Origin of the sequence: Halobaculum magnesiiphilum (assembly GCF_019823105.1) — an archaeon.
GTDB classification, from domain to species: domain Archaea; phylum Halobacteriota; class Halobacteria; order Halobacteriales; family Haloferacaceae; genus Halobaculum; species Halobaculum magnesiiphilum.
In genome coordinates this window covers 208,273-234,522 of record NZ_CP081958.1, presented here as the reverse complement: position 1 = coordinate 234,522, position 26,250 = coordinate 208,273, and the positions used below count along the sequence as shown (strand labels likewise).

Annotated in this window: 34 protein-coding genes and 1 tRNA gene; 11 read left to right on the top strand and 24 right to left on the bottom strand. The window is 69.9% G+C overall.

From position 1 onward, the window contains the following. Positions 1 to 25: 25 nt before the first annotated feature. The 5 genes from K6T50_RS01305 to K6T50_RS01285 all read right to left on the bottom strand — a co-directional run bounded on the left by K6T50_RS01305 (position 26) and on the right by K6T50_RS01285 (position 3,940). On the bottom strand, positions 26 to 871 hold the full coding sequence (locus tag K6T50_RS01305) for a beta-keto acid cleavage family enzyme (protein ID WP_222607652.1): 846 nt from the start codon (positions 869 to 871) through the stop codon (positions 26 to 28). Beyond that, positions 868 to 1,089, bottom strand: a complete 222-nt coding sequence (locus K6T50_RS01300; RefSeq protein WP_321170118.1) for a hypothetical protein — start codon at positions 1,087 to 1,089, stop codon at positions 868 to 870. Before K6T50_RS01300 ends, K6T50_RS01305 begins: the two co-directional genes overlap by 4 nt. Before the next feature lie 73 nt (positions 1,090 to 1,162). After that, positions 1,163 to 1,609, bottom strand: a complete 447-nt coding sequence (locus tag K6T50_RS01295) for a hotdog family protein (RefSeq protein WP_222607651.1) — start codon at positions 1,607 to 1,609, stop codon at positions 1,163 to 1,165. Between the two features lie 37 nt (positions 1,610 to 1,646). After that, on the bottom strand, positions 1,647 to 2,696 hold the full coding sequence (locus K6T50_RS01290; protein WP_222607650.1) for an amidohydrolase family protein: 1,050 nt from the start codon (positions 2,694 to 2,696) through the stop codon (positions 1,647 to 1,649). Next, positions 2,693 to 3,940 (bottom strand): HD domain-containing protein, encoded by a 1,248-nt coding sequence (locus K6T50_RS01285; RefSeq protein ID WP_222607649.1) that lies wholly within the window; start codon positions 3,938 to 3,940, stop codon positions 2,693 to 2,695. The genes K6T50_RS01290 and K6T50_RS01285 overlap by 4 nt, the downstream gene beginning before the upstream one ends. A 130-nt stretch (positions 3,941 to 4,070) precedes the next feature. On the opposite strand from K6T50_RS01285, the gene K6T50_RS01280 reads away from it, so the two are divergent. After that, positions 4,071 to 4,811, top strand: a complete 741-nt coding sequence (locus tag K6T50_RS01280) for a DUF7537 family lipoprotein (protein WP_222607648.1) — start codon at positions 4,071 to 4,073, stop codon at positions 4,809 to 4,811. Between the two features lie 41 nt (positions 4,812 to 4,852). Here K6T50_RS01280 and K6T50_RS01275 read toward each other — a convergent pair whose 3' ends face one another. The 5 genes from K6T50_RS01275 to K6T50_RS01255 all read right to left on the bottom strand — a co-directional run bounded on the left by K6T50_RS01275 (position 4,853) and on the right by K6T50_RS01255 (position 8,719). Continuing rightward, positions 4,853 to 6,028, bottom strand: a complete 1,176-nt coding sequence (locus K6T50_RS01275) for an HD domain-containing protein (RefSeq protein ID WP_222607647.1) — start codon at positions 6,026 to 6,028, stop codon at positions 4,853 to 4,855. A gap of 131 nt (positions 6,029 to 6,159) precedes the next feature. Further along, positions 6,160 to 6,471 (bottom strand): HalOD1 output domain-containing protein, encoded by a 312-nt coding sequence (locus K6T50_RS01270; protein ID WP_222607646.1) that lies wholly within the window; start codon positions 6,469 to 6,471, stop codon positions 6,160 to 6,162. A gap of 118 nt (positions 6,472 to 6,589) precedes the next feature. After that, positions 6,590 to 7,234, bottom strand: coding sequence for a helix-turn-helix domain-containing protein (locus K6T50_RS01265; RefSeq protein WP_222607645.1), 645 nt, complete (start codon positions 7,232 to 7,234; stop codon positions 6,590 to 6,592). Between the two features lie 122 nt (positions 7,235 to 7,356). Next, positions 7,357 to 7,806 (bottom strand): Lrp/AsnC family transcriptional regulator, encoded by a 450-nt coding sequence (locus tag K6T50_RS01260; RefSeq protein ID WP_222607644.1) that lies wholly within the window; start codon positions 7,804 to 7,806, stop codon positions 7,357 to 7,359. Between the two features lie 91 nt (positions 7,807 to 7,897). Then, positions 7,898 to 8,719, bottom strand: coding sequence for an inositol monophosphatase family protein (locus K6T50_RS01255; protein WP_222607643.1), 822 nt, complete (start codon positions 8,717 to 8,719; stop codon positions 7,898 to 7,900). Positions 8,720 to 8,809: 90 nt separating this feature from the next. On the opposite strand from K6T50_RS01255, the gene K6T50_RS01250 reads away from it, so the two are divergent. Continuing rightward, positions 8,810 to 9,124, top strand: a complete 315-nt coding sequence (locus K6T50_RS01250) for a DUF8101 family protein (protein ID WP_222607642.1) — start codon at positions 8,810 to 8,812, stop codon at positions 9,122 to 9,124. 145 nt (positions 9,125 to 9,269) lie between these two features. After that, positions 9,270 to 9,521 (top strand): hypothetical protein, encoded by a 252-nt coding sequence (locus K6T50_RS01245; RefSeq protein ID WP_222607641.1) that lies wholly within the window; start codon positions 9,270 to 9,272, stop codon positions 9,519 to 9,521. Between the two features lie 114 nt (positions 9,522 to 9,635). Here the strand turns inward: K6T50_RS01245 and K6T50_RS01240 are convergent, their stop codons facing one another. From K6T50_RS01240 to K6T50_RS01230, 3 genes are all read right to left on the bottom strand, one after another. Beyond that, complete coding sequence (locus tag K6T50_RS01240) at positions 9,636 to 9,842, bottom strand: hypothetical protein (protein WP_222608951.1); 207 nt, start codon at positions 9,840 to 9,842, stop codon at positions 9,636 to 9,638. Between the two features lie 307 nt (positions 9,843 to 10,149). Beyond that, positions 10,150 to 10,233 (bottom strand) — tRNA-Leu (locus K6T50_RS01235). A gap of 71 nt (positions 10,234 to 10,304) precedes the next feature. After that, positions 10,305 to 10,502 (bottom strand): hypothetical protein, encoded by a 198-nt coding sequence (locus K6T50_RS01230; RefSeq protein WP_222607640.1) that lies wholly within the window; start codon positions 10,500 to 10,502, stop codon positions 10,305 to 10,307. A gap of 223 nt (positions 10,503 to 10,725) precedes the next feature. On the opposite strand from K6T50_RS01230, the gene K6T50_RS01225 reads away from it, so the two are divergent. The 5 genes from K6T50_RS01225 (at position 10,726) to K6T50_RS01205 (ending at position 14,077) form a co-directional block, all read left to right on the top strand. Next, complete coding sequence (locus K6T50_RS01225; RefSeq protein ID WP_222607639.1) at positions 10,726 to 11,211, top strand: DUF309 domain-containing protein; 486 nt, start codon at positions 10,726 to 10,728, stop codon at positions 11,209 to 11,211. 83 nt (positions 11,212 to 11,294) lie between these two features. Continuing rightward, positions 11,295 to 12,326, top strand: a complete 1,032-nt coding sequence (locus K6T50_RS01220) for a M42 family metallopeptidase (RefSeq protein ID WP_222607638.1) — start codon at positions 11,295 to 11,297, stop codon at positions 12,324 to 12,326. A gap of 96 nt (positions 12,327 to 12,422) precedes the next feature. After that, positions 12,423 to 12,827 carry a hypothetical protein gene (locus K6T50_RS01215; protein ID WP_222607637.1) on the top strand — a complete coding sequence of 135 codons (405 nt, stop codon included), beginning with the start codon at positions 12,423 to 12,425 and terminating at the stop codon, positions 12,825 to 12,827. Between the two features lie 86 nt (positions 12,828 to 12,913). Further along, positions 12,914 to 13,348, top strand: a complete 435-nt coding sequence (locus K6T50_RS01210; RefSeq protein WP_222607636.1) for a hypothetical protein — start codon at positions 12,914 to 12,916, stop codon at positions 13,346 to 13,348. Between the two features lie 6 nt (positions 13,349 to 13,354). Continuing rightward, positions 13,355 to 14,077 (top strand): DUF7546 family protein, encoded by a 723-nt coding sequence (locus K6T50_RS01205; protein ID WP_222607635.1) that lies wholly within the window; start codon positions 13,355 to 13,357, stop codon positions 14,075 to 14,077. 59 nt (positions 14,078 to 14,136) lie between these two features. Here the strand turns inward: K6T50_RS01205 and K6T50_RS01200 are convergent, their stop codons facing one another. The 4 genes from K6T50_RS01200 to K6T50_RS01185 all read right to left on the bottom strand — a co-directional run bounded on the left by K6T50_RS01200 (position 14,137) and on the right by K6T50_RS01185 (position 18,441). Beyond that, the gene (locus K6T50_RS01200) at positions 14,137 to 14,406 is read right to left on the bottom strand and encodes a cytochrome C oxidase subunit IV family protein (protein WP_222607634.1); all 270 of its coding nucleotides are present in this window, start codon (positions 14,404 to 14,406) and stop codon (positions 14,137 to 14,139) included. A 12-nt stretch (positions 14,407 to 14,418) separates the two neighbouring features. After that, entirely contained in the window at positions 14,419 to 17,010 is a 2,592-nt protein-coding gene (locus tag K6T50_RS01195) for a cbb3-type cytochrome c oxidase subunit I (protein WP_222607633.1), read from the bottom strand. Then, positions 17,007 to 17,813, bottom strand: a complete 807-nt coding sequence (coxB, locus tag K6T50_RS01190; protein WP_222607632.1) for a cytochrome c oxidase subunit II — start codon at positions 17,811 to 17,813, stop codon at positions 17,007 to 17,009. The genes K6T50_RS01195 and coxB overlap by 4 nt, the downstream gene beginning before the upstream one ends. A 109-nt stretch (positions 17,814 to 17,922) precedes the next feature. Beyond that, positions 17,923 to 18,441 carry a DUF6789 family protein gene (locus tag K6T50_RS01185; protein WP_225935346.1) on the bottom strand — a complete coding sequence of 173 codons (519 nt, stop codon included), beginning with the start codon at positions 18,439 to 18,441 and terminating at the stop codon, positions 17,923 to 17,925. Positions 18,442 to 18,570: 129 nt separating this feature from the next. On the opposite strand from K6T50_RS01185, the gene K6T50_RS01180 reads away from it, so the two are divergent. Next, positions 18,571 to 19,434, top strand: a complete 864-nt coding sequence (locus tag K6T50_RS01180) for a M14 family metallopeptidase (RefSeq protein WP_222607631.1) — start codon at positions 18,571 to 18,573, stop codon at positions 19,432 to 19,434. Between the two features lie 79 nt (positions 19,435 to 19,513). Here the strand turns inward: K6T50_RS01180 and K6T50_RS01175 are convergent, their stop codons facing one another. Next, on the bottom strand, positions 19,514 to 19,789 hold the full coding sequence (locus K6T50_RS01175; protein WP_222607630.1) for a hypothetical protein: 276 nt from the start codon (positions 19,787 to 19,789) through the stop codon (positions 19,514 to 19,516). Between the two features lie 152 nt (positions 19,790 to 19,941). Between K6T50_RS01175 and K6T50_RS01170 the strand changes: the two genes are divergently transcribed. After that, complete coding sequence (locus K6T50_RS01170) at positions 19,942 to 21,006, top strand: zinc-binding metallopeptidase family protein (protein ID WP_222607629.1); 1,065 nt, start codon at positions 19,942 to 19,944, stop codon at positions 21,004 to 21,006. A gap of 58 nt (positions 21,007 to 21,064) precedes the next feature. On the opposite strand, the gene K6T50_RS01165 is transcribed toward K6T50_RS01170, so the two are convergent. The 3 genes from K6T50_RS01165 to K6T50_RS01155 all read right to left on the bottom strand — a co-directional run bounded on the left by K6T50_RS01165 (position 21,065) and on the right by K6T50_RS01155 (position 23,377). Then, positions 21,065 to 21,229 (bottom strand): hypothetical protein, encoded by a 165-nt coding sequence (locus K6T50_RS01165; RefSeq protein ID WP_222607628.1) that lies wholly within the window; start codon positions 21,227 to 21,229, stop codon positions 21,065 to 21,067. 79 nt (positions 21,230 to 21,308) lie between these two features. Then, positions 21,309 to 22,346 (bottom strand): HTH-type sugar sensing transcriptional regulator TrmB, encoded by a 1,038-nt coding sequence (gene trmB, locus K6T50_RS01160; protein WP_222607627.1) that lies wholly within the window; start codon positions 22,344 to 22,346, stop codon positions 21,309 to 21,311. A 113-nt stretch (positions 22,347 to 22,459) separates the two neighbouring features. After that, positions 22,460 to 23,377 (bottom strand): proteasome assembly chaperone family protein, encoded by a 918-nt coding sequence (locus tag K6T50_RS01155; protein ID WP_222607626.1) that lies wholly within the window; start codon positions 23,375 to 23,377, stop codon positions 22,460 to 22,462. Between the two features lie 173 nt (positions 23,378 to 23,550). On the opposite strand from K6T50_RS01155, the gene K6T50_RS01150 reads away from it, so the two are divergent. Continuing rightward, complete coding sequence (locus tag K6T50_RS01150; protein WP_222607625.1) at positions 23,551 to 24,609, top strand: mechanosensitive ion channel family protein; 1,059 nt, start codon at positions 23,551 to 23,553, stop codon at positions 24,607 to 24,609. A gap of 14 nt (positions 24,610 to 24,623) precedes the next feature. Here the strand turns inward: K6T50_RS01150 and K6T50_RS01145 are convergent, their stop codons facing one another. The 3 genes from K6T50_RS01145 to K6T50_RS01135 all read right to left on the bottom strand — a co-directional run bounded on the left by K6T50_RS01145 (position 24,624) and on the right by K6T50_RS01135 (position 26,248). After that, positions 24,624 to 24,824, bottom strand: coding sequence for a dodecin (locus K6T50_RS01145; RefSeq protein WP_222607624.1), 201 nt, complete (start codon positions 24,822 to 24,824; stop codon positions 24,624 to 24,626). A 114-nt stretch (positions 24,825 to 24,938) separates the two neighbouring features. Further along, positions 24,939 to 25,613, bottom strand: coding sequence for a DUF2238 domain-containing protein (locus K6T50_RS01140; protein ID WP_425601393.1), 675 nt, complete (start codon positions 25,611 to 25,613; stop codon positions 24,939 to 24,941). Further along, the gene (locus tag K6T50_RS01135) at positions 25,610 to 26,248 is read right to left on the bottom strand and encodes a hypothetical protein (protein WP_222607623.1); all 639 of its coding nucleotides are present in this window, start codon (positions 26,246 to 26,248) and stop codon (positions 25,610 to 25,612) included. The genes K6T50_RS01140 and K6T50_RS01135 overlap by 4 nt, the downstream gene beginning before the upstream one ends. Positions 26,249 to 26,250 lie beyond the last annotated feature (2 nt).

Below are 26,250 nucleotides of genomic sequence, written 5' to 3'. Positions count from 1 at the left end.
CGACGCGACCCCCCGCCCCCGAACGTCAGCGCCGCGACTCGACCCCGAGCAGATCGCGTGCGTCTGCGGACGAGGCGACCGGTCGGCCGAGTTCCTCGGCGATCCGGGCCGCCCGCGCGACGAGGGCCTCGTTCGTCGCCAGCTCCCCCTTCCGGAGGTAGCTGTTGTCCTCCAGTCCGACGCGGACGTGTCCCCCGAGGATCATCGACTGGGTCGTCAGCGGGAGCTGGTGGGGACCGAAGCCGATGACGTTGAACTCCGCGCGGTCGGGGAGCTGGTCGACCGTCCGCTGGAGGTTCGCGGGCGATGGCGGCGCGAGCGTCCCCGGCCCGAAGATGAGGTTCAGGTACGGCGGATCCGCGAGGTCGTCGACGATCCGGAACGCCTCGTTGAGGTGGCCGTTGTTGAACACCTCCAGCTCCGGCTTGATCCCCCGCTCGCGCATCTCCGCGTGCAGGCCGTCGATCGTGTCGCGGGTGTTCTCGCTGGTGAGGCGTCGCCCGCGGTTCATCGGCCCCATGTCGAGGCTCGCCATCTCCGGCGCCGGCTCCGTCCGGAGCGGCTCCGCGCGCAGCGCGTCCGGCGCGGCGGTGCCGCCCGTCGAGTGCTGGATCACGACATCGTCGGTCGCCTCGCGCACGGCGTCGGTCACCTCCTGAAATCGCTCGGTCGAGAACGCCCGCTCGCCGTTGTCGCGGCGGGCGTGCAGGTGGACGACCGCGGCGCCGGCGTCCTCGACCGCCGCGGCCGCCTCGGCGATCTCCGCGGGCGTCTCGGGGAGCCCGGGGTGGGCCTCCTTCCCCTGGATCCCGCCCGTGAGCGCCGCGGTGATGACGACGGGCTTGCCGTCGAGGTACTCGTCGTAGGTCATTCGTCCCAGTCGAGCCCCGCGAAATCTCGGAAGATCTCGCAGTCGGATTCGGGGTCCAGCCCGTAACGCTCGTTGCAGATGTCGGCGTGGACCGGCTGGACGAACTCGTCGGCGACGGTGCAGAAGGCGCGGGCGGTGTCGAACGCCCGATCGCCGTCCGACTCCCGGTATTCGAGGTGTGGACAGGCCATGTGGGCGCCAACGGCGTCCGTCGCCATCAAAGCGCGCGTCGGTGACGCCGGCGTTACCGGGCGGTCCGCGACGGCTCGGACGAACCGGCGGCCGGGTCGCTCACCCCAACACGACGCCCTCGAACCCGCCGGTGAGCACGACCTCGTCGCCGTCGCGGTGACAGACGATGTCGGCCTCGATCTCCGCGCGGTCGGGGCCGTCGCCGGCGTCGGTGCCGTCGCCGGCGTCCTCGGTGTCGCCCGTGTCGTCGCCGACGCGGTCGACGGATTCGACGGTGACCTCACAGACGATCCGCTGGTCCGTGTAGACGGGGCGGTAGAAGTCGAACTCCATCGTCCGCGCGAGCACGTCGAGGTCGCCGCCGATCTTCGTCGGCATCGTCGCCGTCAACAGGCCGTGAACGAGCAGCCGGCCGTCCTCGTCGGGCACCTCGTGGTGCTCGCCGCGGTCGCCCGAGAGGTCGGCGAACGCCTCGACCTCCTCGACGGTGAAGGTTCGCTCGTGGCGCAGCGTCGTCCCCGGCGACGGGAGCTCGTCGAGATCCATGCGCGTCGCGTCGGGGGCCCGAACCGTGAACGTGTTGCTACGGTCGAACCGCCTTCACGTCGCCCTCGCCGGCGCGGCGCACGACCGCGCGGACGGGGTCTCGGACGCCCGCGAGGTTGTCGGTGTCGCCGTCGAGCACGACCAGCTTGGCGGGGTGGCCCTCCTCGATGACGCCGCAGTCGAGCCCCGCGACCTCGGCGCCGTTGACGGTCGCCATCCGCAGCACCTCGACGGCGGTGGCGTCGGTGAGCTTCGCCGCGAACTCCATCTCGCGGAACATCGAGGGGCTGTTGAGCATCACGTTGTCCGTCCCGAGCGCGACGGTCGTCCGGTCGAGCAGCTCGCGAAGGGGCGCAACGCCGACGCCGGTGACGAGGTTCGAGCGCGGGCAGACCACGACGGGCCACTGGGCGTCCGCGAGCCGGTCGAGGTGTGTCTCGTTGGGGTGGACCATGTGAACGATGTGGTCCGGATCGAGGTCCATCGCCGCCTCGACGTCCAGCGAGTCGCGCTCGCCGGCGTGGATGCCGAACAGCTTCCCCGCCCGGCGGGTCGCGTTGCGCTCGGCGCCGAAGTCGGCGTCGCGGGCGCCGCTGGCGCCGAAGCCGGCGGCGAAGGGGTGCTCCATCGCCTCGACCGTCTCGCGGCCGAGCACGACCGACTCGACCGGCAGGCCGTCGACGGCAGCCTCGATCGCCTCGACGCCGGCGACGCCGCCCTCCCGGAACTCCACGTGCGCGGTCGTCCCCGTCGCGTGCATGTACCGCAGCGAGCGGCGCATCGCCGCCACCTTCTCCTCGGTGCTCGTGTCCCGGAGGATCCGGTGTTTCAGTCCGTCCGGCGGAGCGACCAGTTCGTCGAGATCGAGCCCCCGGCCGGCCTCCTTCGCGACGGAGTCGCCGATGTGGGTGTGGGCGTTGACGAACGCCGGGCAGACGATGTCGTCGCTGGCGACGGCGGCCTCCTCGATCGCCGCGATCGTCCCGTCCTCGACGACGAGGCGACCCTCGACGGCCTCGAAGTCGCGGCCGACGAGGATCGTCCCCTCGTAGGTGGTGACTCCCGGAGCGTCGTCGTCGTCGGTCATTCGTCCACCCCCGCGGCGTCGGCCCCGAACTCGTCGAGCGTCGCGTGGACACGCTGGCGCACGTCCGAGACGAGCGTTCCCTCGATGTCGAGCCCGAGCACGTCGACGGCCGCCTTCCCGACGCGGTCGGTCGCGTCGGCGACGGTGTACACGCCCATGCGCCACTGCCGTGCCTGGGCGGTCCGCAGGGCGGTCACGAGCGGCGAGTGGTCGCCCAGCCGGCGGACCTCGCCGCCGACGAGCACGTCGGAGGTCGACTCGGCCATCGACGGTTCGGCCGGCACGTCGAGGACGATCTCCGACGGCGACACCGACGCGCGCTCGGCGATGTCCGCCTCCAGTTCCCGGATCGCCTCGTGGTCCGCCTCGCGCAGCGAGGCCGGGGTGTCGTCGTACTCGGCCCAGACGGCGCGCTTGAACAGGTCGCGCCGGTCGTAGCGGTCGGCGAACGTCTCGGTCTCGGGCGTCATCCGCAGCGCGCTGATCAGGTCGTAGTCGTCCATCCGGCGCACCGAACGGGCGTCGATGTCCGGCGTCGCGATCAGTCGCTCGGTCGCCCGGCGGAGCATCGCCTTCGAGATGCGCGCGACGGGGTGGGCGTACACGGTCGGCGTCATCAGCGCGCGCGCCATCAACAGCGACTCGGCGGTCTGGACGTTCCCCTCGTCGAGCACGAGGTCGCCGTCGGCGAACGTCAGCTCGCGGACGAGGCGCTCGTGGTCGATGGTGCCGTAGGGGACGCCGGTGTGGTGGGCGTCGCGCACCAGGTAGTCCATCCGATCCACGTCCAGCTCCCCCGACACGAGCTGTCCGTACTGTCCCTCGCCGGCGATGAGGCCCGCGATCCGTTCGGGATCCAGGTCGTGTTCGAGGAGCACGTCCCCGATCTCGGTGTCGACGAGCAGGTCCGTCACGTCGTCGTGGTACAGGCCCGTGTGACGGTGGAGCAGTTCCTCGACGTTGTGGGAGAAGGGCGCGTGGCCGACGTCGTGGAGGAGGGCGGCCGCGCGGACGCGCTCGGCCTCCGTGCCCTCGATCCCCAGCGAGTCGAGCGCGCGGTCGGCGAGGTGGTACACGCCCAGGGAGTGTTCGAACCGCGTGTGGTTCGCGGACGGGTACACCAGCTTCACCGTCCCGAGCTGCGCGACCCGGCGCAACCGCTGGACCGGCCCCGTGTCGAGGAGGTCCTCGGCGATCCCGCCCACGGAGATGTGGTCGTGGACGGAGTCCTTGATGGTCGTCATTGGCCCGCGCTTCGCCGGCATCGTGTATAAACTGTGGGCGACGCGGTCGGCACGCGTAGGGCGTCCGACCTGTTTGTTCCGTCACGGGTGGCCCGAAAGCACATCACCCGTCGGGCCGGAGCGGCGGACCATGGGAGCAGGCACGCGACGGTCCCTCTGGATAGCTGCCGGAGTCGCCCTCCTCGTCGTCCTCGCCGGCTGTACCGGCGGCGGCGCGCCCTACGACGGTCCGCCCTCCGCGGAGGACGTCGAGGACGGCCACGAGGAGGCGATCCGCGACGCGGGCAGCTACACCTACAACCAGACGGTGTCCGTGAACGGGAGCGTCATCGACGTCACGAGCAACACGACCGCGGCCGTCGAGTTGGACCCCGAGACGTACGTGTGGGAACAGGAAACGGGAGACGGGAGCCTCTCGGTCTACGCGCCGGCCGACGACCGGCCGTACGTCCGGACGCGGGCCGGGAACACGATCCGCTACGACCGCCCGGAGAACGAGTCGGTGCCGAACGTCAGCGGCTTCACGACGCCGCCGGTGGCCGAGTTGGCGGGGGCGTTCGACTTCTCGGCCAACGGCACCGCCCAGGTCGACGGCACGCGGACGTACGTGTACGAGGCGAACGTCTCGACGCTGAACGAGTCGGCGGTCGGTCACGTCGGCGAGGCGCTCGCGGACGCGGAGGCGACCGACGCGACCGTCGAGGTGTACGTCCGCTCCGACGGGCTGGTGAAGCGTGTCGACTGGCAGGTAGTCGTCGAAGGGCTCGGCGAGCCGACCCGGCTCTCGGTGACGATCACCTACGAGAACGTGGGATCGACGACGGTCGAGGAACCGTCGTGGCTGGAGGAGGCGAAGTCGGCGACGAGCTGATCTGAACCGCCCGGAGCGGATGCCGCGGACGCCGTCCGGGTTCAGTCCGGGATCGAACTCGCCCGCACGCCGAGCACGTCCTCCGCGGCGGCGGCGACGGCGTCGGTGTGTTCCGCGGGCGTGTACACGCCCATCCGCCAGCCGGCGCGCTGGGCGGCGCGCAGCCCGGAGACGAGTTCGGAGGCGTCCTCGAGCCGCTGGGGGACGCCGTCGACGACGACGCGGCTGCCGGCCTCCGTGAACGTCGGCCGTCCGGGCACGTCGACGATCACCTCGCGGTCGTCGACGCCGGCGAGGTCGGCGATCTCCCGCTCGGCGTCGCGCTCGTCGCCGTGATCGAGTTCGACCACGTCCGCGGGCGTCGCCGACAGGTCGGCCCAGATCGCCCGCTTGTACAGATCGCGGTACTCGATGCGCTCGCCCAGCGCGGGCACGTGCTCGCGCAGCGAGACGAGCAGGTCGTGGTCGGCCATCCGGCGGAACCGCTCCACGTCGATGCCGGCGTCGGATTCGAGCAGTCGCTCGGACGCGCGCTCCAGCATCGCGCCGGCGACCCGGGAGACATGGTGGCGGTAGACGGTGGCGTCCATGAGCGCCCTGGCGAGCAGCAGCGACTCGGCGGTCTGAACGTTCCCCTCGGCGAGCACGAGCGCGCCGTCCTGGTAGGTGAGCTCGCGGACGAGGCGCTCGTGGTCGATGGTGCCGTAGGGGACGCCGGTGTGGTGGGCGTCGCGCACCAGGTAGTCCATCCGGTCCACGTCCAGCTCCCCCGAGACCAGTTGTCCCAACTCGCCTTCCCCCCGAACGATCGCGGCGACGCGGTCGACCGAGAGGCCGTGGGATTCGAGCACGTCGCCGGCGTCGGTGTCGCCGAGGAGGTCGCCGATCTCGTCGTGGTCGATGCCCGTGCGCCGGCGGATCACCTCCTCCGTCTGGTGGCCGTACGGCCCGTGGCCCACGTCGTGGAGGAGGGCGGCCGCGCGGAGGTGGTCGGCGCGGTCGCCGTCGACGCCGAGGTACTCCAGCGCGCGGTCGGCGAGGTGGTACACGCCCAGCGAGTGCTCGAAGCGGGTGTGTGAGGCGGACGGATAGACCAGCCGGACGGTGGAGAGCTGCTTGATGTGGCGCAGGCGCTGGAGGGTGCGCGTGTCGAGGAGGTCCCCGGCGACGGGGTCGAGGGTGATGTAGTCGTGGACGCTGTCCTTGATCGCCTTCATATCGGTCTAACGACGATGGCGGGGGCTGGCGTGTAGTCGTATCGGTGTCGAGCCGGGCGTCCTCGCGGGCGACGCTGTCGGGTCCGATTCCGCTCCGCGTCCGGGGAGCTGTCGTGTGTCGCGCTCCGACGTTACTCCAGCGGGGTCGCCGTCGCGGTTCTACACCCCGAGACGGTTACGAGGTGATCCGCGTACTCGAAGGAGACCCGGACAGAGGAGTCCGACCCGTCGCTCCACCGGTCGGAACACAGCGAGGTCAACGCCTCGGGGTCGATCACGTCGTACAGCGGTGGGAGTTCGAGCGCGTTCCTCCCGCTGACGGAGGCGACGCTCGCCACGACCGCGTGGATCACGGTCGCCTCGTTCTCGTCGATAGCCACCGGGTCGACTACCGCGACCCCGTTCCTGACATCGACAGCGCCTCCGCCGGCGGAGTCGGTCACCACTCCTGTGTCATCCGTTCGCATACAACCCGTACTATGAGACGTCCCGGGTTGTACTGCACTCCTTCACATGAAGAAGGTATTTACGACCCCCGACGACTGACGGCTTCCCGTCGCCTCACGTGTCGACGAGTGCGGCCTTGATGAGCCGTTTCGTCCCGCGCCGGAGACGGGACCCGAACGACTGTCCGGTTATCCCGAACTCGGCGCCTAACTCCTCGAGGGTTACCCGTTGCGGCGAGTCGAAGTAGCCCCGTTCGTAGGCGGCGATCAGCGCGTCGCGCTGTCGGTCGGTGAGACTGTACTCGTCGGCTCCCACGAGCGGCATCAGCGCATGGAGCGTCCGCAGTTCGAGCGGGATCGAGGACTCGGTGCAGTTCGCCTGAAACGCCTTGATCGCGTCGGCGTCGTCTCCCCGAACTTCCAGCGTCCACCCGTCGCTCGTTCCCTCCGCGGACACAAGCGTGACATCCGTCTCGCGGGTGGCACGCAAGATCCCGTCCACGTCGGGCTTCCATTCGACGCGGACGAGGAGCTCTCCGTCCACCTCGTCGATCACCTGGGTTCGCTTCACGTCGGGGCTGTCCCTGAACACCTCGACGACCTCCTCGGACTCGGAGCCGTCCACCCAAAAGTACGGGATCGGAGCGGAGCGGGTCGGAACCACCTGTTCCAGCCGTATCCTCGCCTCCGGGTGGGTCGCAAGGAGGGTTCCGAGGGGGAAGTCACCGGGAACGACAGTGAACTCGGCGACAGTCGCCATGGAAGGCGGCGGCGCTCCGGTCGGATTGGTAGCCGGGACGTACGGGGCCGCCTTGCTTCCCTATGGTCGCGATACTCCCTCCGGGCCGCAGACGGATCCCGGGTATCCCCGTCGGGCGAGCGTCAGATCGGGACGCCGGCCTCCTCGTAGTCGGTTCCGAGGATCACCATCGTCTGCGAGCGGTCGAACCCGTCCATCGTCGCGATCTGGCCGAACATGAGGTCACGGAGGTCGTCGGTCGACTCCGCGTACACGCGCAGCATCACGTCGTACTCGCCGGTCGTGAGGTGGACCTCGCGGACGCCCTCGACCTCGCGAAGCGTTTCGAGCGCGTCCTCCTCGTGGCCCTGCTGGACCCGCAGGCCGACGAACGCCGAGACGCCGTAGCCGAGCGCCTTCGGGTCGACCTCGGCGCGATACCCCCGGAGGACGCCCGCCTCCTCCATGCGCGAGACGCGGTCGTGAACCGTCGCGCTCGACATGTCGATGCGGCGCGCGACCTCGCTGAACGGCGTCCGCGCGTCCTCCTGGAGGATCCGGAGGATCTCGCGGTCGGTGTCGTCGAGTTCCATAGCGGCTTCTGCCGCCTCGGCACCTTTGCGGTTTGGGTTCCCACGACGCGCGCGCTGCCGGAGACGAACGCTCCTCCTCCGCGTACGATCGCTACTCCTCGGCGACCGACCGAACCGCCCGCGCGGCCGCCAACGCCTCCCCGTGGACGCCGCCGTTCGAGGCGACCAGCCCCGTCGAGTCGTGGCGCCACGGCTCGCCGTCGAGGTCGGTCACCGTACCGCCGGCGACGCGGACCATGTGGACGCCGGCGACGGTGTCCCACGGGTTGCAGTCGACGTTCGTGATCGTCGCGTCGAGCGCCCCCTCGGCGACCATCGCGAGCGTCGCCTGCGCCGAGCCGAACCGCCGCATGTCGCCGAAGCGCTCGACGATCTCGGCGCAGGCCCGGGCGTACTCGTCGCGCGCGTCGAAGTCCCACCAGACGGTCGGCGTCGCCGCCGCGGTCTCCGGGTCCGTCCGGTCGCTGACGGTCACGCGCGTTCCGTTGCGATACGTCGCCTCCCCGTCGGCGACGTACGCGTCGTCCATCGCGGGCAGGACGTTCGCGGCCGCGACCGGCTCGCCGTCGACGACCGCCGCCACGGCCGTCGCGAACGCCCGGATGTCCCGGACGTAGTTGTTCGTCCCGTCGATGGGGTCGATCACCCACGCGGCGCCCGAGTCCGGGACCGCCTTCAGCTCGTCCTCCTCCTCGCCGACGATCGCGTCCTCGGGGAAGTCCTCGCGGATCCGCTCGATGACGGCCCGCTGGCTCGCCAGGTCGGCCTCCGTCACCACGTCCGTCTTGCCGGTCTTCCGCTCCACATCGATGCCGTCGCGGAACCGACTCCCCGCGACCGCCGCCCCCGCCCGCGCGGCCGCCTCGGCGACCGCCGCCCGGTCGGACCCGCCGTCGGGTTCGTGCGCCGTCATGCGCTGTCCCTCGGACACCAGCCCGGAATAGCCGTCGGTTCCGTGCGGTTCCCGTGGGAGTTTACTCCCCCCGGCGAGAACATCGTCGACGTGCCCGACGACGAGGACGACGCGAGCGACCCCTCGGGCCTCCCTGCGCCGTCGACGCCCGACGACCTCCCGGCGGACGTGGAGGCGGCCCTGACGCAGTTGATCGAGTCGGCGCGCGCCGCCGTCCGCGAGGGACGCCCCGACGAGGCTGTCGCCGCCGTCGACACGGCGCGGACGCTCGCCCGAAACAAGCTGACGGACGGCGAGCGAACCGAACGGCTCGTCCACGGCTGTGACCGCGTCGCCGACCTCGCGGCCGACGACCCCCCGGTCGCCGCCGAGTACCTCGACGCGATGCGCCGTCGGCTGCCGTGACCGCCCGGTGCTGCGATCGACTACTCGAAACCGAGTTTCTCCTCTTCGCCGCATCCGCCGATTTCCGCCCGAAGCGGCCGTGAGGACTGTTTACTCGAATTCGACTCAGACCGGAGTTAAGTCACAGTACGTACACCCTTCATCCATGCGCCCAGGCGAGGCGGTCAGACAGATCGAGTACGTCATCGACGCGACGACGACCGACGGCGGCCGACGCTGTGCGGCCGGCTACCGCCCGGCGTTCGAACGCGTTCACGCCGCCGGGAGCGGCGACGACGTGGCCGACCTCGCGGCCGTCCTCGGCGAGGAGGTCCGCGACGGCGCCCGACCCGACCCCGCGGAGGCCGGTCGCGTCGCCGACGAACTGCTCGGCGTCGCGACCGACGGCGGGGAGTAACGGCACCCTACTCTATTCCCAGGCCCGTCGGTCGACCGACGAATCTCGATCCAGCCGTCCCTCCACCGCGTTCGCTCACACCCCGTCCCGTGCAGCTGCCGAGCTCGTTTCCCGTCAGCGTCGCGCTCGAACCGGGTTCCCGGCGCTGATGAACGGCTCGTCCCCGTCCTCGGCGACGAACGACAGCCGGTCACCGTTCCGGCTGACTTCCCACGCCGGCACCTCCGGGACTCCGTGATCGGCTGGGTCGTCGTAACAGCCCGCGATCACCCACGTCCGCGCAAGCATCGTCGATCGTTTCGCTCTCTGTCGATCCGTCATATCGTCGCGGCCGTTCTCGCGTCTGGATATCGGGCGTTCGTCCCGGCCCGCCTTTCTCGACATATGATTTAGGCCAACCTAATCGAATAAGTCGGTTTCGAATTTTAGGTGGGCCGAAATCAACGAGCGGTTCGTCGGTCGGTTCGACCTCCGTTCGCTGCACCCCTCGGTGTGCTCGTAGCGCCTCTACAGAAGCGAATCGGGGATCACGGTGAACCTGCGGCTCATCGGTGTTCAGAGTGAGTTTTGCGAGGGAAGAGCGCTCCGTGAGAGCGTCTTCCGCACTGTGGGCACGAGGCCCGCGCAGTGCGAGGGAAGGGATTTGAACCCTTGGACCTCTACAGGAGCGGATCTTGAGTCCGCCGCCGTTTCCAGGCTTGGCTACCCTCGCACGCACTTACGGGAGGGGTCCCCCCGAGGGTTAATGCTCCGATTTTCGACGACCGCCGTGTCGCCGGCGCGTCACCGCCCTCGACGCGGTGCGTTCCCGGCCTGCCGCAGCGACATGTACAACACGGTCCCGAACGACCCCAATAGCAGCCCGAACTCCACCCCGTCCGGGTCGCCGCCGTCGCCCGTGAGAAACAGGAGGAAGCTCGCCGCCGCGGCACCGAGCGCGAGCGCGTACAGCACGGCCGGACGCGACCCCGGATCGCTCACCACGCGCCACGTCCGGATCGCGTCGTTTCGGGCCCGTCTACCGATCGACCGAACCCACGCTGCCACTCGTCGAAGGAATCCCATCAGATAGGCGTTCATCGGCACCGACGACAGTAAAACCGTTCGTCGGATTCCACCCCCGTGGCGACGCTGCTGCCGCCACTGCCGACGGCGACCCGTCGTGGACGATGGTGTTAGGAACGTCGCGCGCGGACGCGATGACATGGACGACCACACGCGCGACCTGAGCGTCGCGCCGCCGCTCGGCGACCCGACCGGGTGGCGCGCCGACGAGCGCGTCTGGGAGCACGCCACCCTCAGACGGGCGACCGAACACGGCGTCCGCCTGTTCAACGCCGGCGACTACCACGAGTCCCACGACTGCTTCGAGGACGAGTGGTACAACTACGGACGCGGCTCCGTCGAGAGCGCCTTCCTCCACGGGATGGTGCAGGTCGCCGCCGGCGCGTACAAACACGTCGACTTCGAGAACGACGACGGCATGCGCAGCCTCTTCGAGACGGCGCTGCAGTACCTCCACGGGGTCCCGGACGACTTCTACGGGGTGAACGTCGACGACGTGCGCGAGACGCTCCGTCGGGCGCTCGACGACCCGGCCGTGCTCGACGGCTGGCGGATCGAACTCGACGGACAGCGCGTGACCGCCTACGAGGCCGACTACGAGTACGTCGAGTCGCTGGAGCACTGAACGGTCCCCCTCACGACGTTCCCGGATATCCCCCGAACCGCCGCGACCCCCGCGCTTTTCGCCCCGCGAGCGAACCGGCGATCATGAACGGTTTCGACCTCCTCCGCGACCTCACCGAGTCCCACGGCCCCGTCGGCTACGAGACGGAGCCGCGCGAGATCGTCGTCCGCGAGTTCGAGCGCGCCGTCGACCGCGTCCGAACCGACGCGATGGGCAACGTCGTCGGCACCGTCGAGGGCGACCCGGAGGAACCCGAACTGCTGATCGCCGCGCACATGGACGAGATCGGGTTCATGGTCCGCCACGTCGACGACGACGGGTTCGTCCGCGTCAGTCCCCTCGGCGGCTGGAACCCCGAGATCCTCCGCTCGGCGCGCGTTCGCGTTCATGCTGACGATGGAGCCGACCCTGTCGACGGCGTCATCGGCGCGATCCCGGCCCACGTCCGCGACACCGAGTCCGAACAGGATGTCGAGGACATCGCGATCGACGTGGGACTCGACGGCGAGGCGTCCCGCGAGCGGATCGCCGTCGGCGACGTGGTGACGATGCGCGCGGCCACCGAGCGCATCGGCGAATGCGTCAGCGGGAAGGCGCTCGACGATCGCGCGGGCGTCTGGGCGATGCTGCGGGCGGCCGCGCGGGCCGACCCCGACGCGACGGTGCACTACGTCGCGACCACACAGGAGGAGGTCGGCCTCCGCGGCGCCGAGGGCGTCGGCGTCGACCTCGACCCGGACGTCGCGATCGCGGTCGACGGCACGCTCGAACGGGGCGTGCCCGGCGTCGACGCCGCCGACCGCGTGACGACGCTCGGCGACGGCGTCGCGGTCAAGCGCAAGGACGCGACGGTCGTGCCGACGCCGGCGGTCGTCCGCCGCCTGGAGGCGCTCGCCGAGGAGCGCGAGATTCCGTACCAGCGCGAGGTCGCCGCGAACATCGGGACCGACACGGGCGCGCTCCAAACCGCCGCGGGGTCGACGCCCGTCGGCGCCGTCTCGATCCCGGTCCGTTACCACCACTCGACGGTCGAGACGGCTCACGTGGACGACCTGACCGCGACCGTGGACCTCCTGACGGCCGCCGTCGAGGCGGCCCCCGACGGCCTCCGATAGAGCGGGCAGGTGCACGATGAACTGGGCACCGCTCTTCCGCCGGTGTCCGCCGGTACGCTCATGGCGATCGGGGTGCGTGGTGTGAGATGACAGCACATGCCCGACATGCCCGAGGATCCGGACCGCCTGCTGACGGTCGCCGTCGTCGGCGTCGCCGCCGTGTTCGTCGTCGCGCTGGGGGTGCTGGGGTACGTCGCGGCCTCGGGGAACGCCTCGACCGCCGAGCCGATGCGTGACGTGCAGTGGCGCTTCGACCGGGTGAACGACAGCCACGCCCGGATCGTCCACGACGGCGGGCCGACGGTTTCCCCCGACGGCCTGATGGTGTCGGTCGACGACATCGAACGGCACCCGACGTGGAGGTCCGAAACCCTCTCCGAGGGCGACTCGGGTGTCTTCAGGGCCGACGCCGGCTCGGACGTCGCGCTGCTGTGGGAGCGCAACCGGGTCGATCGCGTCGTGCTCGTACGCTGGACCGTTCCGGACGGCGGCGAGGGCTGAGTGCGGGGCGGAAGCGCCGACGATCGGTCGACATGCGTGTCAGTATCTGGCAAGGATTATATCCGGGGGACCCGAACACGTGCGCCATGACAACGACGGCGTACCTGGTCAGCACGCTGGTCACGGGGTTGGTGCTGGTCGCGGTCGGCGCCTACGTCGCCCGGTCGTTCGCCCCGGGAAGCTGGGTCCGTGCGACCGGCGCGGGCGCCGGGACCGAGGACGGGTCGACCCCGGAGCTTCCCGGCGAAACCACCGAGCCCGCCGGGGCACCGCTGGCGGTCGGCGGCGTGCTCGTCGTCGCGGCCGCCGCCGGCGTCGGCGCGGCGGTGGTCTCCGAGACCCCGGCGTTGGGCGCGCTCTTCGGGCTGTTCGGGGGCCTGATCGCGCTGTACGTCACCTGGGGGGTTTACCACATCTGCCGGTCGCGGGGGATGACCTACGCGCAGGCGTTCGGCGCGGGCGTCTGGCTGCTCGCGACGGTGTTCCTCGCGGGCATCGTCGCGAAGCTCGTCCTCGGGTGATCGACGGTGTCCGGTGACGGGGGCTCCCCCGCCGACGGGCGGGGACACGCGGCGGCGGGCGCGTCGCGGCTCCGGAGCGCGCTGTCGGACCGCGGCGACCGGGAGACCGCCCTGCGGTGGGCGGTCCTCCTCTGCGTCGAGGCCGCGCTGCTTCTCGCGTACTTCGGGCTCACCGACGCGACGGTGATCCGGCTCGGCTACGTCCTCGCACCGTTCGTCTGGATCAACGCCGGCCTCTGGGCGCTCGTCCGCGTCGACGCCCCGCCGGCGCCGCGTCGCCGCCGTGTCGCCGCGGGCGTCGCCGCCGTCGGCTACTTCCTCGTCCTGCTGGCCGTGACCGGGCTCCTCGGCGGCGGCACGGGCGGTCCGCTCGGGTGGATCGACGTGGGGATGGCCTCCCCCGGCTGGGGCCCGGTCGTCCGCTTCGCGGGGACGCTGTTCTCGTTCACGCTCGTCCCGTACCGGCTGATCGGGTACCTCGCGCTGTCGTATCTCGTGTACGCCCGGCTGCTGTCGGCGACGGCGGCGGCGCTGTCGGGCGTCGTGGGGCTCGCCTCCTGTGTGAGCTGCGGCTTCTCGGTCGTCCTCTCGCTGGTCGCGGGCGTCACCGGCGGGTCGTCGGCCGCCCTCGGCGCTTTGTACGCCGCCTCCGTCGAGGTGTCGACGGCGGCGTTCCTGCTGGCGGTCGCGCTGCTGGTCGTGGATCCGAGTCGATTCGGCCGGTCCTGAGGAGTGGGTGGTGTGTCGCGCGGTCGTCGACGCGGGGTTCGACGACCGCGCTCGGATGCTCAGATGATCGAGTAGGCCGCGGCGAACGTCAGCGCGAGCGCGCCGACTAGCCCGGCCAGCACCACCAGCGTCACCGCGCGGGGCTCGTACTTGAGGTGCTGGTAGTAGCCGACGACGAACAGTGCCTTCACCGTCGACAGCACCAGTATCGCCACGAACGCGGTCCAGTACATCGAGTCCAGGAAGCCGGCGCGCTCGACGGCCACCTGCGCCGTCGCGATGACGAACAGGACCACGTATATCGCCGTGTATAGTTTGAGTGATGTCATGTTCTGGTCACCTCACACGATGTAGAACAGCGGGAACAGGAACAGCCACACCACGTCCACGAAGTGCCAGTAGAGCCCGAAGTACTCGATGGGCTCCTCCTCCCCGAGGTACGCGCCGCGGGCGGCGCGAACGATCATGTACAGCGTGATCAGGAGGCCGACGGCGACGTGCGCGCCGTGGAGGCCGGTGGTGAGGTAGAACGTCGACGACGCGATGTTCGTCGACAGCCCCCACCCGTCGGGGAAGCCGGCCTCGTGGACATGGAACAGGTGGCTCCACTCCATCGCCTTGTTTATCAGGAACCCGACCCCGAGCAGGAAGGTGGCCGAGAGGCTCCCGACCACCCACAGTTGCTTGCGCCGCTGCGCGGCGACCATCGCGATCACGACGGTGAAACTGCTCGTGAGCAGGAGGTAGGTGTTGATCAGCCCCGGGAGCGGGACGTGCGCGGCCGGGATCAGGTGGTGCCACGACTCCCAGCCGTACGCGACCCGGACGAACGCGTACGCGCCGATGAACGCGCCGAACAGCACCACGTCCGAGGCGAGGAACACCCACATCCCGAGCTTCGTGTTCTCCACGTCGCCGAAGGGCCACTGGGCGGCCCACTCGACCACGGGCCCGTCGAACGGCTCCATCGTCATCGCCACGAGCGAACTCACCGTGACGATGCCGCCCGCCACGAGGAAGCCGAGGTACACGTCCCCGGCCATCCCGTCGACGAACGACCCCTCGCTGATCCCCGAGGCGCCCAGCAGGGTGAGGAACGCGCCCAGCGAGACGATCACCGGCCAGACGCTCGCGTGGCTCACGTGGCCGTCGTGTTCCGTCTCGACGGGCGTCGCCGGCGGCGTTGCACCCTCGCGGGTCACGACCGCCCCGCCGTCGGACGCCGCGGTTCCGCCGTCGGACGCCGCGGTTCCGCCGTCGGCGGCGGCCGTGGCGCCGTGGGCGTCGCCGCCGGCCGTCTCCGCGTGGACCTCCTCCTCGTCGCGGAACTCGAGTTCGCCGGACGTGTAGTCGGGGTACCCCGGGAAGTTCTCCAGCGGCGGCGGCGACGGCACCGTCCACTCGGCGGTGCTTGCGTACTCCCACGGCCGGGCGGACGCCTCCTCGCCGTCCCACGCGCTCCGGTAGAGGTTGTAGAACATCACGAGGAACGACGAGCCGAGCAGGAACCCCCCGACCGTCGCGATCTGGTGCCACGGCTCCAGCTCAGTCTGGTAGGCGAACACCCGGCGGGGCGTCTCCCAGGCGATGAACATCGGGAAGTAGAGCAGGTTGAAGCCCACGAAGTACATCACGAAGTGGACCTTCCCGAGGAACTCGTCGTACATCCGGCCGGTGAGCTTCGGGAACCAGTAGTAGAGCCCGCCCACGAGCGCGGTGACGCCGCCCACCATCACGTAGTGGAAGTGTGCGACGACCCAGTAGGTGCCGCGGAACTCGTAGTCGAGGACGACCGCCCCGAGGAACACGCCGGTGATCCCCCCGAGGATGAACAACACGAGCGCGCCGAAGTTGAACAGGAACGGCGTGGAAAAGCGGATGTCGCCCTTCTTCATCGTGTAGATGAGCGCGAACACCATCAGGTCGAACGGCAACGAGATGCCGATGGTCGTCGCCATGAACACCGTTTTGGCGTTCAGCGAGATGCTCGTGAGGAACATGTGGTGCATCCACACGAAGAAGCTCTGCAGCGCGACCAGGATCATCGAGGCGATGAACCACTTGCGGCCGACGATCCGCCGACCCGTGAACGTCTGGAACGTCTCGGCCATGATCCCCAGCGCGGGGAAGAACACGATGTACACCTCCGGGTGGCCGAAGAACCAGAACAGGTGGGTCCACAGCAGCGACCCGCCGGGACTGGTCTGGGCGAAGTAGGTCGTCCCGAGGATGCGATCCGACGAGAGGATGAGCAGCGCCGCCAACAGCGCGGCGAACGCGAACAGCATCATCCAGACGGTGAGGAGGATCGTCCACGAGAACAGCGGCATGTTCCACAGCGAGAGCCCCTTCGCGCGCATCCGATGGATGGTGGTGATGAAGTTCACCGACCCGACCGTCACCGAGGCGGTGAACAACACCAGCGCGAGGATCGTCGCCGTCGCACCGACGCTCGGGAGGAACGTGGGCACGCTCAGCGGCGCGTACATGGTCCACCCGCCCGAGAACGACGTCCCCTGGAAAAACGATACGCCGAACAGCAGCCCGGAGAACAGGTACAGCCAGTAGCTCAGGGCGTTCAGGCGGGGGAACGCCAGGTCCTTCGCGCCGATCTGGAGGGGGACGATGTAGTTCGCGAAGCCGAACGCGAACGGCGAGAGGAACCAGAACACCATCAGCAGGCCGTGGGCGGATACCGCCTGGTTGTACGCGACCGGCCCGAGGATCCCCTCCCCCGGCGCGCGCGACACCCACATCTGGCTCCGCATCAACAGCGCGAGGACTCCGCCGAACACGAGGAAGAACAGCGACGTGCCGAGGTACAACAGCCCGATGTCCTTGTGGTTCGTCGTGACGAACCACCGCTTCAGCGTCTTCGCGTCCGGGAGATCCGGCGTCGCGAGGACGCTCGCCGGGTCGTCGGGAGCGCTCACGCGCCCACCCCCGCCGGCGCGGCGACCCGGTCGATCGTCGTCGAGACGCTCGCGTTCGTCTCGGCCCCGCCGTCACCGGCGGATCCGTTCGGCGCCGACGTGTTCGCGTACCACGCCTCGAACGCGTCCTCCTCCATGATCACCACCTGCGCGTCCATGTAGGAGTGGCCCGACCCGCACAGCTCGTAGCAGTGGGCCTGATACCTGCCCGGCTCGTCGGCGACGAACCAGGTCTCGGTGGTCTGACCCGGAATGGCGTCGGATTTCACCCGCAACTCCGGTATCCCGAAGTTGTGGAACACGTCCCGCGAGCTGACCACGAGGTGAACGTCGGTGTCGGTCGGCGCGCGCAACACGTCGCTCTCGTGACCGTTCGGATAGATGAACGTCCAGGAGAACTGCCCGCCGACGACCTCGACCTCGATCGCCTCGGGGTCGGCCGCGGTCGACCCGGGGTCCTCGACGTACAGCAGCGTGAGGTACGTCCAGGAGATGAGCGAGACGACGATGACCGCGCTCATGCCGAAGGAGACGAACAGCTTCCCGCCCCCCTCGCTTCCCTTCGGGAGTTCTCCCAGTTGCGGCCGCTCGACGTCGTCGTGGTCGTGGTCGGCGCCGCGCCGGTACTGGTACGCCTTCAGCCCCATGTAGCCGAGCACGACGACGCCCACCGCCACCCCGAGAATCAGGAACACCTCGAAGATCCGGTTGAACACCTGGGCCCTCGTACCTCGGGGGACGAGTCCGCTCCCGCCCGTGTGGAGGAGCACGGCGTGGACTGCCGCAGCGTCACACGGTATCATGCCACACTACCAATTACGGCAAGTATTGATAGAACTATCGCCGATCGCACCCCGGTTTGCCCCCCTTTTTGGCTTCGGTTCGCTCGCGTTCGCAACGTCGCCAGCGAAGTCAGACCTCGTGTTGTGGGATCCCGACCGTCCGGTCGAGCACGCCGGCGAGGACGGCTCCGTACACCCAATGGGCGACCAGCGAGACGACCAGGAACGTCCCGGCGACGAGGGCCGGCCCCTCCGGCATGAACGCGGGGACGAACCCGGTCCAGAAGATCGTCGCGAACGTCACGCCGCGGAGGTACCGCGGCCCCTCCGGCGGGAGGTACGCGCCGACGACGAGGAACACCATCGGCAGCAGCACGGTTCCCATGGCGGCGAACAGCGCGAGGCCGAGCGCGAGCGTCGGCTCGATGCCGAACAGCTCCGTCAGGGGGACGAACTCCGCGATCGGGTCGGGACGGAACAGCCCCAGCGCCGCCGGGACCCCGACCAGTACCGGGATCATCGTGACCATCCCGAGCAGCCCGCCGAGCATCCCGACCCCGAGCACCCTGACGGTGATCGGTATCGCGAGCTCCGACCCCGACTCGATCACCGTCGACTCCCCGCCCGCGATCTCGGTTGGCTCGCTCATTGTCGCGAAGATGTTCGTCGCCTCGTATGTTAACTGTTGTCAATGGACACTTTCCGGACCGGTCCGATCGCGGACAGGACGCGCCCGGAACCGCGTTCCTCAAATGCGTACCGGGCGGAGATCGGGTATATGCGAATTCGCCAACTGGGGACGGGCGTCCCCGAGGTGGCCGTCGTCGCCGGGATCCACGGCGACGAGCCCTGCGGACCGCGGGCCGTCGAGAGACTGCTCGCCGCCGACCCCGACGTGGAGCGCCCGGTGAAGCTGATCGTCGCGAACGAGAAGGCGCTGGAGGCGGGCGTTCGCTACACCGAGGAGGACCTGAACCGCGCGTTCCCCGGCGACCCGAACGGTGACACCCACGAGTCGCAGTTGGCCCACCACCTCATGGCCGAACTGGAGGGCTGTACGGCGCTCGCGCTCCACTCGACGCAGTCGACGGCCGAGCCGTTCGCCGTCGCCGAGACGGTCGACGAGATCGCCCGCGCCATCGTTCCCCACCTTTCGGTGACGAAGCTGCTGCAGACGGAGGGGCTCGCGGAGGGACGACTCATCCGGCACCCCCACACGATCGAGGTCGAGTGCGGGCTCCAGGGTACCGACGAGGCCGCCGAGAACGCCTACCGGCTGGTTCGCGGGTTCCTCGCCGCGACGGGGGCGCTGCCGGAGGCGACGCCGGCGGCGCCCGCGCCGAGCGGCGTTACCGATCGAGAATCCGAGTCCGACGCCGAGGCCGACGCCGCCTCCGACGGCGGCACGGCGGCGCACGTGGAGGTGTTCGAACTCGTCGACCCCGTGCCGAAGCCGGCGGCCGACGAGTACGAGGTGTTCGTCGAGAACTTCACCGAGGTGGCCGTCGGCGAGCGCTTCGCCGCCGCCGACGGCGAGGTGTTCACCGCCGACACGTCCTTCTATCCGGCGCTGATGTCGCCGTACGGCTACGCCGACCTGTTCGGCTACGCCGCCGACCGCGTCGGCGTGCTCGACGGCTGACTCTCGTCGGCGTCCGCTGCGATTGACCCGCGTCGGTGTCCGATGCGACTGATCCGCGCCTGCGGCTGGATGAGCCGACTCAGGCCTCCTCGTCCAGGTCCTCGAGCTCCTCGATCGGTTCGAGGTCGTCGCTCAACAGTTTCTTCGCGCCGACCGCGAGGCCGACGAGCAGCGCCACCGCCACGAGGATACCGACGGCCTTCCCGACGCCCGACCCGGACGACTCGTCCTCGTCGTCCGCCTCGCCCGCGTCGAGTGCCTCCGCCGCGTCGGAGTCCGTTCCGCCCCCGATCGAGGAGGGCCCGACGTCGATCCCGTCGTGAAAGTGCAACTCGAACAGCGTGATGTCCGCCATGTCCGACGGATCGTTCGGCGACCTGTTATCGGTTTGGATCGTGTCATCTCGCCGGCGGCCGGCGCCGGCGCGCGACCGGGTCCGCGGTCGCGTCTCGCGGCCCGCGGGCGCCGACCGGCGGCTTCATTTGGGCCCGGATGCGGAACCCGGGTATGGACTCCTCCCGCAGAGCGTTCCTCGACGACCTGCTCGCCACGCCGTCGCCCTCCGGCTTCGAGACCGACGGCCAGCGCGTCTGGGTCGACTACGTCAGCCGGTTCGCCGACGACGTGTGGACCGACGCCTACGGCAACGCCGTCGCCGTCCACGAGGGCGACGGCGACGGCCCCCGGATCGCGTTCACCGGCCACGCCGACGAGATCGGCTTCATGGTCCGTCGGATCACCGACGACGGCTTCCTCCGGCTCACCCGCGTCGGCGGGTCCGACCGGACCGTCTCGAAGGGGCAGCACGTCACCGTCCACGCCGCCGACGGGCCGGTGAACGGCGTGATCGGACAGACCGCAATCCACCTCCGCGACCGCGACGACGACGAGATCGAGGACGTGGCCGAGCAGTTCGTCGACGTCGGCGCCGCGGGCCAGGCCGAGGCCCGGGAGCTCGTCGAGGTCGGCGACCCCGTGACGTTCTCATCGACGGTCCACGACCTCCACGGCGACCGCGTCTCCGCGCGCGGGATGGACAACCGCGTCGGGACGTGGGCCGTCGCCGAGGGGCTCCGTCGAGCCGTCGAGGCGGACGTCGACGCGACGGTGTACGCCGTCTCGACGGTGCAAGAGGAGATCGGCCTCAACGGCGCCGAGATGATCGGCTTCGACCTCGACCCGGACGTGGCCGTCGCCGCCGACGTGACTCACGCGACGGACAACCCCGACGTGACCGAGGCCAACCGCGGCCCGGTTGAGCTTGGTGTCGGCCCGGTCGTCGCCCGCGGCTCCGCGAACCACCCCCGGGTCGTCGAGTTGGCCCGGGCGGCCGCGGAGGCCGACGACATCGGGTACCAGCTTCAGGCGGCGGGCATCCGCACCGGAACCGACGCGGACGCGTTCTTCACCAGCCGCGGCGGGATCGCGTCGCTGAACGTCGGCATCCCGAACCGCTACATGCACACGTCGGTGGAGGTCATCGACGCCGCCGACCTCGTCGCCGTCGCGGACCTGTTCGGCGCGATGGCCGCCCGCGCGCCCGAGTTCGCGCCCTTTGCGGTCGACATCTGAGGCGCCGCCGGGCGCCCGGCGGCGTGTCCGGGGCCGCCGTGGCGTCGTCGTCGACGGATCAGAACCGGTCCCACTCGTAGAACCACCACGCGGCTCCGAGCAACAGCAACCCGGCACCGAACGCCGAGGTCGCCGGCTCCGGGAACACGAACAGCAGGAAGCCGAGGACGAGGACGGTCGACGGGGCGATGTCGTCCGACAGCGATGACCAGGAGAGATCCATCGGGTGACACGTCACCGCCGACACACTTGCGGGTTTCGCCGTTCCCGCGCCGCTGCGTTCGGCCGGCCGGGCCGATCGATTACCGGCGGCGAAGTTCGATCTCCTGGCCCTCGATGTCCTCGAAGGCGGCGACGAGGCCGCCGACGCTCACGCGGCCGCCGTCGGGGTCGTCGACGGTGAAGGAGGCGACCTGCTCGGAGGCGTCGTACTCGTAGTCGACGACGGTCCCCTCGACGCGGATCTCGTTGCCGGTCTCCACGTCGCGGCCGGTGACGGCCGCCTCGAAGTCGCCGTCGAGCTCGTGGATGTCCTTCACGGCCCGACGGATGGAGGCGTAGGTGCGGGGGAACGGCCGGCTTTCCCCGTCGGCCGAGAGCGTTTCGGCCGTCGACCAGAGGACGGTCCCGAAGAACCCGCTCACGAGGAATCCGAGCGCCGAGCGGTTGAAGATGACGCCGTAGCGGTCGCGGTCGTCCCGGAGGGCGTCCTGGGTGGCGTACACCGAGTATTCCCCGTCGGCGACGGCGATGACGGGCGTGGTGATGCCGCGGCGACCGCGGGCCTCTGTCGCGACGGCGTCGTAGTCGAACTCGCCGGGCGAGGGCGCCCGGGACGCGGGGGTCACGAGCAGTTCGACGGCGACGCCGTCCTCGATGCGCTGCTGGAGGATCCCGCGGAAGCGCCGCAGCAGGTCGGGCGTCAGCGAGACGGCTAGCTCGTACTCGGCCGACTCGATGACCTCCTCGAGATACCGGAGGATCGTCGAGCGGGACTTCACCAGCGATACTGCCTCGGTGTCCCGTGTCGGGGCGGTGTAGCGCGCCTCCAGCTCGTCGACCATCTCCGAGAGCGACGAGCGGATGTCCCCGAACGCCTCGTCGGGGTCCACCGCGACGATCTTCATCGGACGCGACTCCCGAAGCTCCACCAGCCCGCGGTCCGAGAGGCTTCGAACCGTGTCGTACACGCGCGGCTGCGGGATATCGGTCTCGGTGGCGATCTCCGAGGCCGTGAGCTCGCCGTGTTCCAACACCGCGAGATAGGCGTCGATCTCGTACTCCCCGAGGTTGAACCGCTCGCCGACCCGCTCCATCGTCGTCCTGAGATCGTCGGTCATACCTCCCTGTTTGCACCCTCCCCTAAGGGTTTTACTGAAGACCGAGTTGTACCCATTTTCGAAAGGGAGTTCACCACGGTCGGGCGGCTCGCGGTCTACCCGTCCCCCGTCGGTTACATGTACATCCGGTCGGACGGCTGCTCCTCCTCGGCGTGTTCCTCCAGCCGTTCGGCGAGGCTCCGGTAGTGTTCGCCGACCTGGTCCGCGAACGCCTCGAGCGGTCCGGTGTCGACGCCCAGGCCGTACACCGTCTCGACCGCCTCGACGAGCCGGATCGCCGCGTCGACGTCGGGCACCTGGGGGTGAACGGGCGTGACGTACACGCACCCGCGGAGGTCGGACTCCATCGATCGGGCCATCAACGCCGCGTTCGTCCCGTCGAGGAAGCCGTTCGCCATCGGCTGCACGGTCCCCGGATCCGTCGGTTCCTCGGATTCGGTTGTCCCGTCCGACTCCGCCGGTTCCGCCGCGTCGGATACGCCGACCGTGTCAGTCGGGTCAGTCGCGCCCGACGCCTCGACCGTCCCCCCAGCTCCTCCGACGCCAGCTTCGGCGGGATCGCCGGCGGCCGGCCCGGCGTCGAGGTCGTCGTCGGGGAAGTGCGCGGCCCGATAGTCGTCGCTAGCGACGTAGAACGCGCGGTGCTCTGCCGGGCCGTGCGGGAACGGCGCCCCGGACAGGACGGCGATCTCGTCGACGTTCGCCCGCTCGGTCCAGTCGAGGACGGCCCGCGAGAACGGCTCCGCCAGCGAGTTCGGGACGAACAGTTCCCCCACGAGCATGGTCACGTCGAGGCCCTCGCGCGAGAAGAGGCGAGTAGGGTATCGCGGTCGCCCGTTCTCGAACGGCGTGATCGTCGGCAACCCCTCCGCCCTGATGTGGCCGGTCTGTTCGAGTCCGAGGTGGTCGACGAGGTAGTCGACGGCGGTCAGGCCCGCGAGCCCGAACTGAGAGAAGCCGGCGATGACGGTGCTCGCGGGCTCACGCTCGGTCGCGACGTGGAACGTCGTCGGTTCGGCGTGACGGGTCATGTCAGTTGGTACGACCGGTTCGGTGTTAGCAGTACCGGGCGTACGACCCTTCGCCAGTATCGTGTGTTCCGACCCGGCGTCGGTGGATCACGCGTCGATCGATCGCCCGACGGTCCCCGCCCCCGACCGCGTGAGGGGGAACGTTTTTTCGCGCCGACGCCGACGCCCGCTGTATGCACACGGGGACGGCGGCGGCGGCGGTCGCGACCGCGACACCGCTCGCGACGACCGTCGCGGGCCTGTTGGACGGGCTGGCCGACGCCTATCAGTCGGCGCTGGCCGTTCCCGGGGTCGCGATCGCCGTGGTCGTCCTGTTCCTGGCGTTCGGGGCGGTCGTCTCCACCTACGCGATCCGCCTGCTCGGCCGCCCGGTCGCCCGCCGGTTCGCCCGCGAGTCGGTCGCACACGTCGTCCTCAGGGGGATCCGGCTGGTCGTCGTCCTCCTGTTCGGCGCGGCCGGCCTCTCCGCCGCCGGCGTCGAGCTCGGGAGCATCGTCCTCTCGGTGACGGTGTTCTCGGCGGTCGTCGCCGTCGTCCTCGCCCCCATCGTGGGCTCGATCATCAGCGGCGTGTTCGTGCTCGCGGACCAGCCGTTCGAGATAGGCGACATGGTCGAACTCCCGGACGGCACGCGGGGGTTCGTCGACGACATCACCCTCCGCTACACGAAGGTGTTCACCGTCGACAACACCTTCGAGGTGATCCCCAACTCCTACATCCGTGACCAGCGCATCACGAACCTCTCGGCCGAGGACGAGCGCACGCGCCTCTCGCTTGCGATCCTCGTCACCTACGAGTCGGACATCGACCGCGCGCGGTCGCTCATCGAGCGGGCGGCCGCCTCCTGCGAGGCGGTGATCGAGGGCGGGCCGGACATCCGGATCGGCGTCGCCCGCTACCCAGCGAAGCCGACCTGTTACATCGACAGCTTCGGCGATCACGGCGTCGAGCTCACCCTGCGCTACTGGGCGAAGAACCCGTTCAAGCCGCTGACCGTCCGGTCGCAGGTCCAGACCGCGGTCTGGGACATCCTCGAGGAGGACGACTCCATCGACGTGGAGTTCGCCTACCCGCACAGCCACCTCGTGTTCGACGACACGAGCGGCGTCGCGCAGGTGACGATGCGCGAGGAGGACGCCGTCTCGCACGAGCGCGCGACACACGAGTCACACGCCGCGCCCGGAGAGGACGGCGTCGCCGACGGCGCGGGCTCGGCGTCCGGGGAGAACTGAGTCCCCGGGGCCGTTCACTCCTGCAGCTCGAACGCGACTTCGACCTCAGCCTGGTATTCCCGCCCCTCCACGGAGGCGACCTCGACCCCGAACTCCTCCACCTCGACCCAGTGGACCTCGTCCAGCGTCTCCTCGGCCCGGTCGATCGCGTCGTCCGTGGCGGCGTCGAAACTCTCGGTGCTCCGGCCGATCAGCGTGATCTTCTTGAAGACCATTCCACACGTTCGCTCTCCGGGGCGACCCAAAAAAGTATCCGCGCCCCGGGTTCGAACCGGGCATCGCGACGCCACCGTTCGCCGTGGCGACGGCGTCGCGTCGGCCCCTCCACGCTAGCGCGTGCCGCGGCGACGGTCGATCCGCTCGGTCACCGCCTCGGCCACGTCTGTGAGGTGAGCCGTTCCCCAGACGGCCACGATGACGGCGCCCGCCAGGTCGAACACGAGGTCGTAGATGGTGTCCTCCAGCCCGTACTGGGTGAGCACGCTCCCGGAGCCGACGGCCGCGGCCGCCCCGCCGATGGCGAACTCCAGCACCTCCCAGAACACGCCGAAGGCGGCGACGAACACCAGGATGAACACGAACATGAACCGCGACGGGAGGTACACCGCCTCGGTGTGCTCGTCGATGGCCCGCGCGACGGTGTAGCCGACCGCCGCGACGACCGACGCCGACAGCGCGTGGGTGACGTGGTCCCAGAACGGGATCGGGCTCGCCTCGGCGTAGAGGTTCCCGGTCAGCCCCGGTATCCCGGCGACGCCGAGCGCGTGCAGGAAGACGGCCGAGGTGATCCACAGCGTCAGCCCGGCGTCCATCGGGAGGTCGTACTCGCGCTCCAGCGCCGCGGGGAGGAACGTCACCCCGAGCGCGACGAGGCCGTTGACGATCAGCCCCGTCGAGCCGCGCTCGATCCCGATCCCGAGGAACATGACCATGAGCACCTGCATCGCGCGGGTCGCCTGCTCCTGTCGCTCGGGCGAGATCCCGAGGGCGTCACGGAACTTCACGCCTCCGTCACCTCCACGTCGATCCTGTCGGTGCCCGCGGCACGGCGCCGGAAGTAGTACTCGAACAGGAGGCCAGCGAGGACGCCCGCGACGGTGGCCGCGACGAAGTCCCACATGAGCGCCGTCTCGATCGCGTGTTCGGGGCGCCCGTCGAGCATGTGCCGGGTGCCGAGGAACGTATCGGAGAAGTACCTGACGACCGCCCACACGCCCGCCGCGGCCATCGTCGCGATGGTCACGAAGAAGACTGCGAACGAGTGCGTCATCCGGACCGGGGTGAACACGTCCAGCTCGACGGCGACGATGAGCGCGACCGTCGCCACCGCGAGATACGTCGTCACCCGTCCGGTGAACGTGATCCCGCCGACCGTCTCCCCGACGATCAGCGTCCGCCCGACCGCCGGCAGCGACGCCAGCGCCAGCACCTCCCAGGGGAGCATCGCGGTCGCGTTCCGGAACGCGACCGGCGGCACGAGCGCGACGGCGACCAGTGCCAACACGAGCGCGCCCCACACCTGCTGCCCGAACAACAGCTCGCTCCCGCCGCTGGCGGCGAGGAACGCGAGCACCGTCCAGCCGATCACCGCGTTCGCCCGCCGGTCCTCGACGACGGTCCGGAGCCCCGACTGCGTCATGG